Below are 17,767 nucleotides of genomic sequence, written 5' to 3' on the forward strand. Positions count from 1 at the left end.
GTCGGCCTCGTTTGGCAACAGGAAAAATCGAGGCAGAGCCTCTCGCTATGCGTTCCCAGGCTCTGCCTGGGAGCGATTAACGAGTAAAATTAATAGTTACCCTTAAATGAATCTGCCAGTCCTCTTAAGATGAATTTAACTATGAGTCCGGGGTTTCAACTCCTGGCGGACTGCTATAAAAGAGACAGTTTTGTTATCAACAATCAAGTCACAGAAAATGCACGACAGCCCATCCAAAAACACCCAAAACATCCTCTTAGAACTTAAAAATGTTTCTGTAAATTATGGCGGAATTCAAGCCATCCAAAATATTAATCTCACGATTAATGCAGGCGAGGTTGTCAGTCTCATCGGCGCCAACGGTGCGGGCAAAAGTACCACATTGAGAGCTATTTCTAAAATAGTTAATTTGCGACAAGGACAAATTATTTATAACGGGCGCGACATTAGTCGCCGCCAAGCTCACGAAGTTGTGAAATTGGGAATCGCCCACAGCCCAGAAGGGCGGCGGGTTTTGGCGCAGCAAACGGTGTTAACTAACTTGGAATTGGGGGCCTATATTCGATCGGACTCGGCGGCAGTAAAAGCCGATTTAGAGCGCCAATTTGAGATATTTCCGCGCCTAGCAGAAAGACGCCGCCAGCTAGCAGGAACCCTCAGCGGCGGGGAACAGCAAATGTTGGCGATCGCCCGCGCTCTGATGAGTCGCCCGAAGCTGCTATTATTAGACGAGCCTAGTTTAGGCTTAGCACCTGCGATCGTCAAAGAAATTTTTGCAATTATTCAAAACCTCCGCTCCACAGGCGTTACAATCCTCTTAGTCGAACAAAACGCCAGTTTAGCACTGCAAATTGCCGATCGGGGTTACGTACTAGAAGCTGGTAATGTTACCCTCACAGGTATAGGAGCGGATTTGCTAAACGACGAGCGAGTCAGGAGCGCATATTTAGGTTGACTTGGTTAATTTTTGGAATCTTGACCGCTTTCTTTGAAGCCGTCAAAGACGTTTTTGGCAAACAAAACCTCAAAAAAAGTGACGAATATGTCGTCGCTTGGTCTCTCTCATTTTTTTCAGTCATCTGTTTGCTTCCCTGGGTATTATATACAGGAATTCCGCCATTAAACTCTCAATTTTGGCTCGCCCTATTAATCGGAGGTAGCATCAACGCTGTCACAGCCCTCCTCTACATCAAAGCCATCAAAGTATCAGATTTATCCCTGACACTACCGCTGCTAGCTTTGACACCATTATTCATGTTGGTAACTTCACCGTTAATTGTCGGTGAATATCCCACACTTTTTGATTATCTTGGCATTTTACTAATCGTAGCAGGCTCTTATTTATTAAATATCAAAGAGAAATCTAAAGGATATTTAGCTCCATTCAAAGCACTTGTGCATGAACCAGGGCCAAAATTGATGTTAATCGTCGCATTTCTATGGAGTATTGCCGCAAATTTTGACAAAATAGGAGTTACAAATTCCTACCCTATTTTTTGGGTATTCTCTTTGTTTGGTACAATGAGTGTCTTGCTACTACCAGTTTTATTGCACAAAACCCCAAATCCAGGGCGACAAATTCTCAAACAATTACCAATGCTAGCTGCTATGGGGTTTATCAATGCTACTGGAATAATTTTTCAAATGCAAGCTTTGACATTAACTTTCGTAGTGCGAGTGATCGCGATTAAGCGTACTAGCCTGTTAATGGGTGTATTGTTCGGTCATTTCATTTTTAAGGAAAAAGATATTCAAGAAAGATTATTAGGGGTGGGAATAATGATTTTGGGAGTTTTATTTATCAGTTTATAGGTTGAGATTTCCGGGACTTTGACGCTCATTCTCCCCCTGAATGTAGGGGCGGTGCCCCCGTGCCCGCTCTCTCTCGGTTGGGCGGGAATGTCCGGGTGGGAAACAGGCCCTCGCCTCTATTGATGTATAAGTCATGTTATAGTAAGGGCGATCGCACTTTCTCTCACTATTTATTAACATAAAAAAAATTAATGCACAAAATAGCCGCCACACCGGGAGGTTGGAACCCTCAAGCAGAAGGAGTAATTTTTATTCAGCAAACCCCCGCACCAATAGTATTTATTAGTGCTGCTGACACCGACATTCAAACTCTCGCAGCCGCCGCCTCCAAAATGCCGACAAAATTTCCCAAAGTGCGCGCAGTAAACCTGCTTCAGTTGCAGCAACAATTAACAATTGACACCTATGCCGAGGAAGTTTTAGAGCGCGCAGAGGTCATAATCTTAAGACTGTTAGGAGGGCGTTCTTATTGGTCTTACGGCTTAGAAATCCTGCGAGAAACTGTGCAGAAAACTAACGCATCACTGATTGTAATGCCGGGAGAAGACAGTCCAGATCCCGATTTAATTAGCCATTCAAATGTATCCCTATCAGCAGTAAATCAACTTTGGCGGTACTTTACAGAAGGCGGAGTCCAAAACTTTGTTAACGCACTCAAATTTGCTGCCGATACTTGCCTGAAAACTGCTTATAATCCGCCCCTACCTCAAACAGTTTCCCGCGTCGGAATTTACGAATGGGGAGGACGCGCGGGGGCGTGTTTTGAAAATTTCCAACCAGATTCCGATCCCCCTAAATCCCCCTTAAGAAGGGGGACTTTGACAACTTCTTGCTCCCCCCTTATTAAGGGGGGCTGGGGGGGATCTCCGGGTTTACCAGCTCTAGCTAAAGTCGGAATCTTATTTTATCGCGCTCATTATTTATCAGGAAACCTAGCACCAATTGATGCACTTTGTCAAGCTCTAGCAGAGCGAAATTTAGTACCAGTTCCCGTCTTTGTGTCTTCTTTGCGGGAACCAGATTTGCAAATAGAATTGCTGGAATATTTCCAGCCCAAAGAATCAGAACCAATTCAATTATTGCTCAACACCACAAGTTTTGCAGTCTCCGGTTTCAGCAGTCAAGAACCGGAACAAAACAGCTTAAAATCCTTAGACGTTCCCGTATTGCAAGCCATCTTCAGCGGCGGCGGTTTGGAACAGTGGGAAACGGAACTTCAGGGACTTTCGCCCCGCGATGTGGCGATGAATGTAGCATTGCCAGAAGTAGACGGAAAAATCATTACTAGGGCTGTTTCTTTTAAAGCGGTACAGACTTGGAACAGCGAATTAGAAACAGATGTAGTGGGTTATGTCGCTGCGGGCGATCGCATTTCATTTGTAGCAGATTTAACCGCGAATTGGGTGAAGATGAAACAAACCCCAGCCGCCAACAGACGCATCGCCATAATTCTGGCAAATTACCCCACCCGCAACGCCCGCTTAGCCAACGGTGTCGGCTTAGATACGCCCGCTAGCTGTGTCGAAATCCTCAAAGCTATGCAGCAAGCTGGCTATCAAATTGAAAACATCCCAGCTAGCGGCAACGAGTTAATTGAACTCCTGACTTCGGGCGTGACAAATGACCCGGAAGGACGCGAATTGCGGCCTGTTCATCAATTTTTGGATTTAGCAGAATATGAAGGATATTTTGCTAGTTTGCCGCAAGAAGTGCAAGATGGGATTTGTAAAAGATGGGGGCTTCCGGGAAGCTATGCACAAGATTTTATAAGTAACAATACGTCTTTTCCGATTCCAGGGATTCAGTTCGGTAATGTATTTGTAGGAATTCAACCATCGCGGGGATATGAACTTGACCCCGCGTTAAATTATCACGCCCCAGACTTAGAACCAACTCACAATTATCTGGCTTACTATTATTGGCTGCGAGAAAAGTGGGGAATTGACGCTATAATTCATGCTGGAAAACACGGCAATTTAGAATGGCTTCCCGGTAAAAGTATAGCATTGTCTAACAAGTGTTATCCAGAAGTAGCATTAGGGGCGATGCCGAATTTCTATCCCTTCATTGTCAACGATCCGGGGGAAGGTTCCCAAGCAAAAAGACGATCGCAAGCTGTGATTATCGACCACCTGACACCGCCGATGACTCGCGCCGAACTCTACGGGCCTTTGCAGCAGTTGGAAACCTTAATTGATGAGTATTGCGAAGCCCAAAGTTTAGATCCGTCCAGATTGCCCATGATTCGCGATCGCATTCTCGCCCTCACCAACAAAGAAAACTTAGACAAAGACTTAGGAATACAACTAAATAAATCGGAATTTACAGAATTTATCACCCGCACAGACGGCTATCTTTGCGAACTCAAAGAATCCCAAATCCGCGACGGATTGCACATTTTCGGGCAGTGTCCCGAAGGTAGACAGTTGCGCGATTTGATAATTGCGATCGCCCGCCATCCCACCAACGGGCGATCGGGCATAACCCGCGCCCTAGCAGAAGACTCAGGCTACGATTTCGACCCCTTAACCTGCGATCCAACGTCGATAATTCAGCACCGCACAGCAGGCGATTTAACAGCAGAACTCGAAGAAAAAGCCGCTGAATTAGTAGATAAATTAATCGAAAACATCCGCGTTAATCCGCGTTCATCTGCGGTCACAAATTCCCAAATAGGAGAAGCCACCCAACAAGAATTAGAGTGGATAAATAACTATCTTTTACCATCACTCCTCCAAACAAACCAAGAAATTAGCAATCTTTTGCGCGGACTAGATGGGCGGCACATACCAAGCGGTGCATCCGGCGCGCCCACTCGCGGCCGACCAGACGTATTGCCCACAGGTCGCAATTTTTACTCAGTAGATATCCGCGCCATTCCCACAGAAACCGCCTGGAGAGTTGGCAGAGTTGCGGCAGAAACTTTAATCGAAAGATACACCCAAGAAAACGGCGAATATCCGAAAACTTTGGGTTTGTCAGTGTGGGGAACATCCACCATGCGGACGGGGGGAGACGACATCGCCGAAGCCTTGGCGTTGATAGGAGTTCAACCAGTTTGGGATGGCCCTTCGCGCCGGGTTGTAGATTTTGAAATCTTGCCAGTTTCTGTTTTGGGGCGGCCGCGCGTTGATGTTACTTTGCGAATTTCTGGCTTTTTCCGCGATGCTTTTTTTAATTTAATTGATTTGTTTGATAGTGCGGTAAAAGCTGTGGCAGATTTAGAAGAATCGGCAGAAGACAACCCTTTAGCAGCACAAGTTAAGGAAGAGATTCTGTATTGGGAATCTACAGGTTTGAGTCGAGAAGAGGCGCAAGGGCGATCGCACTTTCGAGTCTTTGGCTCAAAACCCGGTGCTTACGGCGCAGGACTTCAAGGCATAATTGAAGCTCAAAACTGGACAGACGACAGCGATTTAGCAAAAGCTTACATTAATTGGAGCAGTTACGCCTATACCTCCTCTAGTTCCTCAAATTTGCCGGGAGATTTAGCAGGAGTTAAACAGAGTGAATGGGGATGTTCTGCACCCGAAGCATTTGAACAACGCCTCGGCCAAATGCAAATAGTTCTGCAAAACCAAGACAACCGCGAACACGACATCCTCGACTCGGATGATTATTATCAATTCCAAGGGGGAATGACGGCCGCAATTCGCAATTTGCAAGGCAAAAATCCTGAAACCTATTTCGGAGATAATTCAATTCCAGAAAATCCGAAAGTGCGGCAACTGCGGGAAGAAATTGCGCGGGTTTATCGCAGTAGGGCTGTGAATCCCAAATGGATAGAAGGTGCGATGCGACACGGTTATAAAGGTGCTTTTGAAATTGCAGCAACTGTTGATTTTTTGTTTGCTTACGATGCTACGGCAAATTGTGTAGAGGATTTTATGTATGAAGGAATGGCAGAGGCTTACATTTTTGATGAGAAAGTGCAGACATTTATTCAAGAAAACAATCCTTGGGCACTTCGAGATATGGCGGAAAGATTGCTAGAAGCTCGTCAGCGGGGGTTGTGGCAGAGTGCGAACCAGGATACATTGGATAAATTGAGGTCGATCGCCCTGCAAGCCGAAGCCGTCATCGAATCCCATACATAAATACTCAAAAGTCACGATCGCGGCGGCAGACGAATGGGCAGTTTGCGGTAATATCTATTAATGTTTCGCGATCGCTGAAAGCTTTATGATTCGCCGCTACATTGCTAGCATCAGCACCAGCATCCTCAAACGTACCTGCGCCGCAGCCGCTGTATTAGCCGTAACTTTGGGATGTTCGTCAACGAAGCCTCCCGACACCGCAGCGCCATCGAGTTCGATCGACGAATCCGCCGTCCTAGCGCAGTCCCCAACGTCTCTGTTAGCTCAAAACCCCAACAAAACCAGAAAATCTCTCAGCCTTCCCTCATGCCCGCAAAACGACCCCTTCACGGAGTCAGTTAACTTTGCCACCCAAGCTTCTAATTTGGCTCAATCAGCCAATTCAAAACAAGACTGGGACGAAGTAGCCGCCCTGTGGGTGCAGGCCGTCGCTTGGATGCAAGCCGTTCCCCCCGGCAGTCCCAGACGGGCGTTTGCGGAGAAAAAAGTAATCGAGTACATGAGAAACCTCGTTTATTCCCAGCAGCAAGCGGGCGCAACCCGATCGCAAGCCAGTACAGTCAGCTTCAGCAGCGATTTACTCAACGAACAACTCGCACTTTACCTCTCCTACGTTGCTGCAGTCGGGCCACCAGATGTTTTGATTGTCGGTAGTTCTCGGGCATTGCAGGGCGTCGATCCCAGACAGCTAAAACAATCTTTGGCCCAAAGGGGCCGTCCGGGCTTAAAAGTATTTAACTTTTCAGTCAATGGCGCAACTGCACAAGTAGTTGACTTTCAACTGCGGCGGCTTTTGAAGCCCGGTCATTTGCCTCAAATGATTATCTGGGCAGACGGGGTGCGGGCATTTAACAGCGGCCGGGACGATCGCACTTTTAATTCGATCGTCGATTCTGAAGGCAGCCAACTTTTAGCAGCAGGCATTCGTCCCGAACTGTTGTCCGATGAATTCAACGAGATTCCGATGTGTTACAGATTCCCGCAGCCCTGCGCTAACAACAATTTCCGCAAAGCATTGGCATCTGTCGATCAACGTTTCAGGGGCGGGCAAGATGCCCACCCCACAATCAAATTCCTGTCTAGTGGAACGGGCATCTGGCCCGTTGCTGAGAATGCTGCAAGATATGAGTTAAAACCGATCGCAGCGAATGCAGCAACTCAAAAAGCACAATTGATTCCAGTCTCACGACGGACGACAGTAGCCATCAGACAACTTAACCAATTGGCAGATTCGATCGACTCCAACGGATTCATGGCTATGTCGGGCACTTACAACCCCAACACTTATTATCGACAACGCGCTTACGTTTCAGGCCAGTACGATCGCGACTACGAAAACTTCAACCTCGGAGGCAAACAAGCAACAGCCTTTAATTCAGTTGTAGCATTTACCAAAGCTCGCAAAATTCCCCTAATTTTCGTTAATTTGCCCCTCACCAACGACTACTTAGACGGAACTCGCCTGCGGGCAGAACAGCAGTTCCGGCAGCGAATGCAGCAACTCTCCCGGCAAAAAGGCTTCGCTTTCCGCGACTTGTCGCAGCGGTGGCCTGGCCGCAATGACTATTTTGTTGACCCCAGCCACCTCAACCGCTTTGGGGCCAGCGCAGTTTCTAGCCTACTCGCGGCTGATTCGAGCATTATCTGGCCACGGCCCAAATCCAGCCGCAGCGAGGGGTGAAGGAAGTTCGGCAACGGATTCTGTAACGGATGTAGCGGATGTAGCGGATGTAACGGATGTCAGGAAGAAGGAAGATGTGGAAATGGAGTCATAATAATATTTCTTATTCCCGGCTTTCTTTTTACCAGGCAAATCCTGGTAACGAAGATCCACAGGCTCTACCTCGCAATGCTCAAAAATAGTTTAAAATCTAACCTGATGTCCAAAACCAATTTGTGCGATCGAACATTTTAAGATATTTCACTCAGCCTAAAATCTAACAATCAAAAATCCAAAATCGATAGATTGTGAGCTCACTCTAAAATCTAACAATCCAAAATCCAAAATCTAAAATCTAAAATCGATAGGTTGTGCAACTAAAACAAGTAATTATCGCCCACAAAGCCAGAGATACCCTCAGCCAGCGGTGGGCAGAACAGTGTGCCCGCCAATTAGAAAGTCGCGGGTGTCAGGTTTTAATGGGCCCCAGTGGCCCGAAAGATAACCCGTATCCGGTGTTTTTAGCTTCCATTAACAGCCCAATTGATTTAGCGGTGGTGCTGGGCGGCGACGGTACGGCCCTAGCTGCGGCGCGGAATTTGGCGGCTGACGGCATCCCGATTTTGGCAGCGAATGTGGGGGGACATCTGGGTTTTTTAACCGAGTCTTTTGAGGATTTCCAAAATACTGAGGAGATTTGGGACAGACTTTCGGAAGATAGGTATGCTGTGCAGAAGCGGATGATGTTGCAGGCAACAGTTTTTGAGGGAAACAGAACTAATCTTGAACCCCAAAGCGATCGATTTTTGGCACTAAATGAAATGTGTGTCAAACCTGCTTCAGCCGATCGAATGCCGAGCTGTATTCTAGAAATGGAAGTTGACGGCGAAGTAGTCGATCAATATCAAGGCGATGGTTTAATTGTGGCAACTCCCACCGGTTCGACTTGCTACACCGCATCTGCCAACGGGCCGATTATGCACTCGGGAATGGAGGCGATCGCAGTTACTCCGATTTGCCCTTTGAGTTTATCCAGTCGGGCGATCGTACTCCCGCCCGGTTCAGTCGTCAGCATTTGGCCTTTAGCAGATTACGAACTCAGTACCAAACTCTGGACTGACGGCATTTTGGGTACTGCCATTTGGCCAGGACAGCGCGTAGACGTGCGGAGGGCAGACTGCGAAGCCAAGTTTATCATTTTGCGGGAAAACTATTCTTATTTCAACACTTTGAGGGAAAAACTTCACTGGGCAGGAGCCAGAATTCGGTACAGCAACAATCACCGCAATTAATCCGAATCATTCAATAGACATCGCAAGAATTGCCAGTCTTGAACAGGCAGGATGCCTGTTCCACAATAATAATTATTGAAGAGGTCTAATATCAAGCCGCATTAACCTGTAGGGGCGAGTAGGCGTGAAAAAACCTGTTAAATCACCAACAATCTAGATACAAAAACCGCCCTCAGCCAACCCATAATCTCTGTACTTTGTTAAGATCGCTCAATCTCTTGACAAACAGCCTGAGCTATGCAGATTTTCAAAAAATCAACCCGACCTTTCAACCCTCAAGATACATATCCCTGTCCCGTGTGCCGCACCGGTCAAATTTCCACCCTAGCGCTGATGGACGCCCTAGCTTGCAACTTCTGCCAGCACATTTATACCGCAAGCGTTGAAAGACAATCGCTCCAAATGGCAGATCGCCAACCGCCCGTAACTTGGCACTGGAACGGCAAACAGTGGATAGGAGCGCACCTCGAAGGCGTAGAATTCGGATGGCCCTACGTGGCAGCGGCTCTGGGTCTAATTTTCCTTCCCACTACCTTGCTGGGACTTTCAGCTTACTATTTTCCCCCGGTTCCCGGCAGCAGGTTGTCCTGGCTGCCCGTAGCTTGGACAGGCTTAGCTTTTTTGTCGCATTTAGGCATTGTGCTGTGGTTAGTAGGTGAATTTTATCAATTTCCGGTGGTCACTTACTTCAGAGCTTGGGGGCGCAGGATAAGCCGGCGCTAGCTTAAATGGTCTCTAACAGCCGATCGTCCGAGGACGTTGCACCGACATCGATCCAGGTAAAATTAGAGGCGATCGCAAAATTCAATTCCCAATCAGCACTTAAGCAGCTATAATCGTTAGCTATTCTAAATAGTCAAAAGCAAACGCATTGCGATTTGTGAGGAGAGCGATGAACATACTTGGAATCTCGGCGTACTATCACGACAGCGCCGCAGCCTTAATTCGCGACGGAGAAATTATAGCAGCAGCGCAGGAAGAAAGATTTTCCCGAAAAAAGCATGACGCCAGATTCCCTAAGAATGCGATCGCTTATTGCTTGAAAGAAGCGAACATAGATTTGCGGGAACTCGATCGAATAGTCTTTTACGACAAACCTTTAGTCAAATTCGAGCGCCTTCTCGAAACCTATTTAGCCTACGCACCCCAAGGTTTTCGCTCTTTCCTAGCCGCCATGCCGATATGGCTCAAAGAAAAGCTTTACCTCAAAACCATGCTCAAAAGAGATTTGGCAGCAATAGCAAACTGCAAAACGAATAAACTGCCATCTCTGCTATTTACCGAACACCACCAATCCCACGCAGCATCGGCATTTTTCCCCAGCCCGTTTCAAAAAGCAGCCGTTTTGTGCCTCGACGGCGTGGGCGAGTGGGCAACAACATCGGTTTGGTTGGGAGACGGGAACCAACTGACACCTCAGTGGGAAATCGATTTTCCCCACTCTTTGGGTTTGCTTTATTCAGCTTTCACCTATTACACTGGCTTCAAAGTCAACTCTGGCGAATACAAACTCATGGGTTTAGCACCTTATGGTGAACCCAAGTATGTAGACAAGATTCTCAATTATTTAATCGACCTCAAAGATGACGGAACTTTCCGTTTGAACATGGATTATTTCAACTATACAGTTGGCTTAACCATGACAAACAAGAAGTTTGACGAACTGTTTGAAGGGCCACCACGTCAAGCTGAAGGAAAATTGACTCAGCGAGAAATGGACATTGCCGCTTCCATTCAAGTTGTTACCGAAGAAGTTGTTTTGCGGCTTTGCAGAACAGTTAAAAAAGAATTGGATGTCGATTATCTTTGTCTTGCTGGCGGCGTTGCTCTCAACTGTGTTGCTAACGGCCGACTCTTGCGCGAAGGTATTTTCAAAGATATTTGGATTCAGCCGGCGGCGGGAGATGCTGGCGGTGCTTTGGGCGCGGCTTTGGCGATTTGGTATCAGTATTGCGAACAAACTCGCACTGTGAGCGCGAACTCGACAGCAAATAGTATAGAATCCCTCAAAACTGAACTTATCACTACAAACGCAGCGGTTGAGGAGAGGACTGAAGTTCTCACTGCAAAACCAGCGGTGGCAACTGTGGCAGCGGTTGAGAAGAGGACTGAACTCACCACAAACGAAGCGGTGGCAACTGTGGCGAAGTCTGTTGCTCATTTAACTTGTCACGATCAAATGCGCGGCTCATATTTGGGCCCAAGGTTTACTGACGCAGAAATTCTCGAATATTTGGATGCTGTCAAAGCTAGCTATCACCGATTGGACGATGCCGAATTAATGCCACAGTTGGCGGAAATTTTGGAACAGGGAAATGTGGTGGGATGGTTCCAAGGGCGCATGGAATTTGGGCCGCGGGCTCTGGGCGGTCGATCGATCATTGGCGATCCCCGCAGTGCTAAAATGCAGTCCGTGATGAACCTGAAAATTAAATATCGGGAATCTTTTCGACCTTTTGCGCCGTCAATCTTAGCCGAACGAGTTGCGGATTATTTCGAGATTGACCATTCTAGCCCTTATATGCTATTAGTAGCACCTGTCAAAGCCAGTCTCCGCATTCCGATGACTCCCGAACAAGAGCAGTTGTTTGGCATTGAAAAGCTCAACATTCCCCGATCGGAAATTCCGGCTGTCACCCACGTCGATTACTCGGCTCGCATCCAAACTGTTCACAAAGAAACCAATCCTCGCTACTATGACTTAATCAGCCATTTTGAAAAGCGATCGGGCTGTTCAATTGTGGTAAATACGTCTTTCAACGTCCGAGGCGAACCCATTGTTTGCACTCCCGAAGATGCTTACCGCTGTTTCATGCGAACCGAAATGGACTATCTGGTTTTGGAAAATTACTTGCTTCCCAAGTCCGAACAAATTCCTTGGAAACAAGATGATGCTTGGAAAAATGAATTTGAACTAGATTAGTCATTAGTTATTAGTTATTAGTTATTAGTTGGGACGAATAACTAATAACTAATTCCCCATTCCCCATTCCCCATTCCCCATTTCTAATGAGCGACGAAATTAAAAAACTAGACAAAAAAGGCTTGCGCGATTTCGGGCTGCTAATTGGCGGCTTGATTGCAGTGATCTTCGGTTTAGCAGTACCTTTACTGCGGCGGCATTCTCTACCTTGGTGGCCTTGGGCAATCTGCGGAGTGCTAGTGCTGCTAGCATTGGTTGCGCCAAAATCGCTGAATCCCGTTTATCACGGGTGGATGCGCTTTGGATTCCTCCTCCACAAAATCCAAACGCCGATCGTCCTAGGGATAGTTTTTTACCTGATAATTTGGCCGATGGGAGTGCTCAAAAACATTTTCGGCGAAGATGCAATGCGGCGAAAACTCAATCCTAAAATGGATACTTACCGCATCCCAAGTAAAGCAAGAACAAAAGTTAGTATGGAGCGTCCTTTTTAAGTGTTTGAAGCAACTTTAGACTTTCTCAAAGATTTGTGGGCGTTTATGAGAGAACGCAAAAAGTATTGGATGTTGCCGTTAATTGTGACTTTAGTCTTTTTAGGAGCTTTGATTGTATTGAGTCAGGGTTCTGTGATTGCTCCATTTATTTACACGCTGTTTTGAAATAATGAGCAAGTTGAAAAATTTGGGTGTCAATTTGGGCTTGACACTCGGCGGTTTATTGATGGGGGTGGTAATTGGCGAAATTGGATTGCGAGTTGCTAAAGTCGAGGGCTATCCAAAAATAGGAGATTTCGTAGACTCGGCGCCAACTCGTTTCCACACTTCCGATCCGAATTTGGGTTGGAAGCTGAAACCGGGTGCGTCGGGGGAGTGGAATGGGGAAGGTGCGAGTTTTGTGCAGGTGAATAGCGAGGGTTTGCGCGATCGCGAACATACAAAAGCAAAACCTCCAAATACTTTGCGCGTTGCGGTTTTGGGCGATTCTTTCACCGAAGCAATTCACGTACCTGTCGAACAAACTTTCTGGTCTAAATTGGAACGAAAGTTAGGCAACTGCGAAGCTGTTAAAGGACGCAAAAATGTTGAGGTAATGAATTTCGGGGTGCAGGGCTACGGTACTGCTCAAGAATTGATAATGCTGCGAAAAAAAGTGTGGGATTACAGTCCTGATATTGTAATTCTTGCTTTTTTTATTGGCAATGATATAATTAACAACTCGCCGCAATTGGAATACGATCGCTACCGACCATTTTTTGCTTATGATGCTAGTGGCAAGTTAGTACCGGATATGTCTTTTCGCAATCTGGCGCCGATCGACCGCAACGAAAGAGCAGTTTCCTTTGTTGACCGAATGCCCAGTTTGATCGTCAACAATTCGCGAATTTTGCAAGTCATTAAAAAGGTAGACTTAGATCGGAAAAAGCGGGAGTTATCCGGGCATTTTACCACTTTAAGTACCAAAAACCTCAAGGAACCTCAAAATGCAGCTTGGGAAGAGGCTTGGAGGGTGACAGAGGGTTTGATTGTGACGATGCGGAATGAAGTCGTGCAGAAAAATGCTGATTTCTTGCTTGTGACGATCGGCGATCCGATGCAAGTTGGACCCGATGCCGAGAGGCGAAAAAATTTCATGAGAAAGAACAACATTCAGGATTTGTTTTATCCCGATAGGCGGCTGGAAAATTTGGGCGCGCGCGAGGGTTTTCGGGTACTGAATTTATCCGAACAAATCCAAGGTTACACGGAAAAATATCAAGTCTGCGCCCACGGTTTTGAGAATTCTGTACCCTGTGGGGGTCACTGGAATGAACTCGGACACCGGCTGGCTAGTATCCTGATTAACCGAAATTTGTGCGAAACATTGAAGCAGTCTCAAGTCCCCAACAAACAACCGTAATCAGTCAAATTTCATGAAAGATTCAACGGCGCTGAAAAAAGGCAAAAATATATTAATTCTAATCGCGGTTAATTTGGCGATCGCCTTTATTTGTCTGGAAGCTTTATCGCTAGCTTTTTATTTTATCAATCAAAAGCAGTTTTTTTATACCCGAACTAAAGCTAAAGAAAAAGTAGTAGAAGATATTGAAAGGATCGGCATTAGACTTGATGAATCTATCGTAGAAAGACTGCACCCACTTTTTGGATATGTACTCAAACAAGGTGCTTTCACTAATGAAAAATTAAAGTTAAAAGTCAACAAACACGGCTTTTTTTCACTTTACGAATATCCGTTTATTAAAAGCAATAATAATCAAGTTATTATCGGAGTTTTTGGAGGTTCAGTTGCGAATAATTTTGCAGTCGATGAATACGTAACTCGCAGATTGTCTAACAAATTGAAGACTTATCCAGAATTTGCAAACAAGGAAATTATTGTTTTAAATTTTGGGAATGGTGGCTACAAACAGCCCCAACAATTATTAGTTTTAAATTACTTTCTGGCTTTGGGTCAAGAGTTAGATTTAGTCATTAATATTGACGGTTTTAATGAAGTAGCACTGTCAAATTTAAACAACAAAGCCCAAGTAGAAATAGGAATGCCCAGCGTTCAGCACATACAGCCTCTGACTGGTTTAGCAAACAATAACTTGTCACCGGAAGCGATGAGCTCGATCGTGCAAATTAACGAAAACAAAAAACAATTGAAAGCAGGTATTGACAAATTGCAAACTTGTCAACTTGCTTTGTGTCACGCTGTCACATCGCTACAGGTGAAACAATTAGTCAACAATTATCAGCAAGCAGTTGTCAAGTACGATTCGCAAGTCAAACCATCCAACCCAGACACGGCAAATAGCGGTATAGTATACATTCCCAAAGCTGACTTTGTTTTGCAGGATGCCGCTGCTTTTGACAAAATGGCATCGATGTGGTACGAATCGTCGATCGGGATGAATCAAATTTTATCAAGTAGAAAAATTAAGTATTTTCACTTTATCCAGCCCAACCAGTATTATCCCACTAAGCGAGCGTTTACCGCCAAGGAAAACGAAATCGCGATCGACCAGAAGAGTCCTTACATTGAAGGTGTGAAAAAAGGTTATCCAGTATTGTTGTCCAAAGTCGATGATTTGCAACAAGCTGGGGTTAATGTTTTTAGCGCAGTGAATATTTTAGACAATACCAAAGAGACGGTTTACAAAGATGCTTGCTGCCACTATAATTCAGTCGGAGACGAACTATTGGCAAACTATGTTTCTAGTTCTATTATTAAAGTAGTAAGAGAGTCGAAATAGAGGTTTATGAAAGATTTAAAATTTCTCAAAAAAGGATCAGGATTTCTAAAAATAGCTTTGATTAACTTAGCGCTTTTACTGGTTTTCCTGGAAGTTGGCTCCTTGGCATGGTATTTTGTCAAGCACAAGCAATTTTTCTATACTAGGGAAAAGGTGCAAAATAAGTCGGATTTAGGAATTAATTTAGAAGGAGTGCGGCTGAATCAGTCTATTGTTGAAAGGTTTCATCCTTTTTTGGGCTTTATTCAACAACCCGGCCCCGATTTTCGCCCCGGTTTTAAAAATAACAACTATGGGTTTATCTCACCTTACGATTACCCTTTCAAAAAAACTAAATCCAATCAATTTATTATCGGAGTTTTTGGCGGTTCTGTGGCTTCTAATTATGGAGTATTTGAAGTTCAAAACAAAATTTTACCTAAATACCTCAAGCAGCTTCCGGGTTTGAAAGATAAAGAATTTGTAATTTTGTCTTTTGCTACTGGAGGCTACAAACAACCCCAGCAATTATTAATTCTAAACTATTTTTTGGCTTTAGGGCAAGAACTGGATCTGGTCGTCAATATAGATGGTTTTAATGAAGTAGCACTTTCTAACTTAAACAATAAAAATCAAGTCGATTTGGCAATGCCAAGCATTCAGCATATTTTGCCGCTGACTAGCTTGGCGAATAATAGCCTTTCTACCAAAGCGATGAAAGCAACTATCAGAATCCAAGAAAATAAAGCGAGGATTAGTCAGGGTTTGGAACGTTTGCAAAACTGCTCTTTAGCTGCGTGCGATGCTTTGACTTCTGTTTACGTTCAAAATTTAGTTAATAACTATAAAACCGATGTCATTAAGTTTGAAAAAGAACGGACTAAACAAAAAAAAGATGACAGTGGCAGCGTTATTTATATCAATACTAATAAGTCAGTTTTACCGGATTCAGTCGCTTTTGAACAAATGGCCCAGAATTGGGTAAAAAGTTCAATTTTTATGCAGAAAGTGTTGTCTGCTAGTAATGTGCCATATTTTCATGTTCTTCAGCCTAATCAATATTATCAGACAAAAAGGGTGTTTGGTGAAGCCGAAAAGCAGATTGCTTTTAACAAGGATACTCCTTATGCTAAAGCTGTGGAAATTGGATATCCGGCTCTTTTTAAGAAGTTTCCTAATTTGGAAAAAAATAATATCAATTTAGTGAATGCTGTCAATGTTTTTGACAAGACTAAAGATGCTGTTTATGTAGATAGCTGCTGCCACTACAATCAAGCTGGAGAGGTAGTTTTCAGCAATTATGTGGGCCGTTCTATTTTGGAATCTTTGCGGAAAGATCAGCCGAGGAGCAAGAAAAATTAGGTCTGAAATATCCGCTGGATGGTTGATGTAGGGTGCGCCTAGCGCACCTTACCGCTGAGTTAAAATTTTAGGTTTTTGGTTCGGTTCTAGCTCGATCGCCCGTGGAGTCGATCGGCATTACCAAGATTTTATCAACTCGGTTGCCGTCCATATCGACTACTTCCACGCGCAAACCGTTCCACTCAAAATGCTCGGCTGCTGTGGGAATTTTGCCCAAATTTGTAATCACAAAACCGCCCATTGTGTGATAACTTCCTTTGTGTTCTGCTGACTCTTCGATTCCAAACAGCTCAAAAAAATCTTCGACTGCTAGCATTCCGTCTAACAGCCAAGAACCATCTTCGCGCTGCACGGCTTCCGGCTCGTCAGCATCTTCAATCGAGGGAAAGTCGCCAACGAGTTCAACTAAAATGTCGTTCACTGTAACCAATCCTTGAATGACGCCGTATTCGTCTACTACCAAGGCAATTTGATTGCTCGATTGTTTGAAAAGTTCTAATACTTTTAAACCCCGCGTGCTTTCCGGTACAAATAACGGTCGTCGTAAAGAAGCGCTTAAATCTAGGGGTTGACCAGTTAAAGTCCGAGACAGCATATCAGTAACGTGTACTAAACCGACAACGTTGTCGAGTCCTCCCTGACACACGGGAAACCGAGAATGACCACTGCCGAGCATTTTTTGGCGGTTTTCTTCCACTGAATCATCTAGATCGAGCCAGGTAAGATCGGGACGCGGAGTCATTAAGGCGCTGACTCGCCGATCGCCCAAACGAAACACTCTTTCCACCATATCTTGTTCGGCTTCTTCAAAGGTTCCGGCTTCTGTTCCTTGCTCGATTAAAACTTTAATTTCTTCCTCTGTAACTTGCGGTTCTGTAGAAGGCACAATCCCCATGATCCGCATCACTAAGTCAGTGGAATGACTTAACAGATAAACCGCAGGAGCCCCAATTTTTGAGAGCATTCGCATAGGAATTGCTACGCTTGAAGCGATCGGCTCTGGGTTGTTGAGCGCCAGCCGCTTCGGCACGAGTTCCCCGATAATTAAGGTCAGATAAGTGATGGTTAAAACTGCTACTACTGAGGCGATCGTCTGAGAATAGGGCGCGAGGGCAGGAATCAGCCGCAACAAAGGCTCTACCCTTTTAGCAATTGTCGTTTCTCCGAAAGCGCCCGACAGAATGGCCAGCATCGTAATCCCGATTTGAACTGTCGGCAAGAACTGATTGGGGGCATTAGCCAGATCCAAGGCTACACGGGCATTGATCGAACCTTGGTTGGCCATCTGTTGCAGTCTCACCTTCCGTACAGAGATGATGGCCATCTCTGACATCACAAACAAGCCATTGAGGAAAACCAGCAGGAGAACAATCAGAATATCGGTACTTGGGGACATTTCTCAAATTA

General features: G+C 45.2%; 13 protein-coding genes. 12 read left to right on the forward strand and 1 reads right to left on the reverse strand.

Translation table 11 applies throughout. From position 1 onward, the window contains the following. The first annotated feature begins 217 nt into the window (after positions 1-217). The 12 genes from QUA83_RS13175 (at position 218) to QUA83_RS13230 (ending at position 16,360) form a co-directional block, all read left to right on the forward strand. On the forward strand, positions 218-955 hold the full coding sequence (locus tag QUA83_RS13175) for an ABC transporter ATP-binding protein (RefSeq protein ID WP_333293578.1): 738 nt from the start codon (positions 218-220) through the stop codon (positions 953-955). Further along, positions 952-1,812, forward strand: a complete 861-nt coding sequence (locus QUA83_RS13180) for an EamA family transporter (RefSeq protein ID WP_333293579.1) — start codon at positions 952-954, stop codon at positions 1,810-1,812. Before QUA83_RS13175 ends, QUA83_RS13180 begins: the two co-directional genes overlap by 4 nt. A 191-nt stretch (positions 1,813-2,003) precedes the next feature. Further along, complete coding sequence (gene cobN / locus QUA83_RS13185; protein WP_333293580.1) at positions 2,004-5,909, forward strand: cobaltochelatase subunit CobN; 3,906 nt, start codon at positions 2,004-2,006, stop codon at positions 5,907-5,909. An 85-nt stretch (positions 5,910-5,994) separates the two neighbouring features. Beyond that, a complete protein-coding gene (locus QUA83_RS13190) occupies positions 5,995-7,590 on the forward strand; it encodes a hypothetical protein (RefSeq protein ID WP_333293581.1) in 1,596 nt (531 codons plus the stop codon). Between the two features lie 350 nt (positions 7,591-7,940). Beyond that, entirely contained in the window at positions 7,941-8,861 is a 921-nt protein-coding gene (locus QUA83_RS13195) for an NAD(+) kinase (protein ID WP_333293582.1), read from the forward strand. A 237-nt stretch (positions 8,862-9,098) separates the two neighbouring features. Further along, a complete protein-coding gene (locus QUA83_RS13200) occupies positions 9,099-9,584 on the forward strand; it encodes a hypothetical protein (RefSeq protein ID WP_333293583.1) in 486 nt (161 codons plus the stop codon). Positions 9,585-9,753: 169 nt separating this feature from the next. Then, the gene (locus QUA83_RS13205) at positions 9,754-11,784 is read left to right on the forward strand and encodes a carbamoyltransferase (RefSeq protein ID WP_333293584.1); all 2,031 of its coding nucleotides are present in this window, start codon (positions 9,754-9,756) and stop codon (positions 11,782-11,784) included. An 86-nt stretch (positions 11,785-11,870) separates the two neighbouring features. Continuing rightward, the gene (locus tag QUA83_RS13210) at positions 11,871-12,278 is read left to right on the forward strand and encodes an SxtJ family membrane protein (protein WP_333293585.1); all 408 of its coding nucleotides are present in this window, start codon (positions 11,871-11,873) and stop codon (positions 12,276-12,278) included. Further along, entirely contained in the window at positions 12,279-12,443 is a 165-nt protein-coding gene (locus tag QUA83_RS13215) for a DUF5989 family protein (protein ID WP_333293586.1), read from the forward strand. A gap of 4 nt (positions 12,444-12,447) precedes the next feature. Further along, positions 12,448-13,680, forward strand: a complete 1,233-nt coding sequence (locus tag QUA83_RS13220; RefSeq protein ID WP_333293587.1) for an SGNH/GDSL hydrolase family protein — start codon at positions 12,448-12,450, stop codon at positions 13,678-13,680. Between the two features lie 13 nt (positions 13,681-13,693). Next, entirely contained in the window at positions 13,694-15,019 is a 1,326-nt protein-coding gene (locus tag QUA83_RS13225) for a hypothetical protein (RefSeq protein ID WP_333293588.1), read from the forward strand. A 6-nt stretch (positions 15,020-15,025) separates the two neighbouring features. Then, on the forward strand, positions 15,026-16,360 hold the full coding sequence (locus QUA83_RS13230; protein WP_333293589.1) for a hypothetical protein: 1,335 nt from the start codon (positions 15,026-15,028) through the stop codon (positions 16,358-16,360). 67 nt (positions 16,361-16,427) lie between these two features. Here QUA83_RS13230 and QUA83_RS13235 read toward each other — a convergent pair whose 3' ends face one another. After that, on the reverse strand, positions 16,428-17,756 hold the full coding sequence (locus QUA83_RS13235) for a hemolysin family protein (RefSeq protein WP_333293590.1): 1,329 nt from the start codon (positions 17,754-17,756) through the stop codon (positions 16,428-16,430). Between the last annotated feature and the right edge of the window lie 11 nt (positions 17,757-17,767).

It is taken from the genome of Microcoleus sp. K1-B1 (assembly GCF_036704705.1).
Lineage (GTDB): Bacteria > Cyanobacteriota > Cyanobacteriia > Cyanobacteriales > Microcoleaceae > Microcoleus.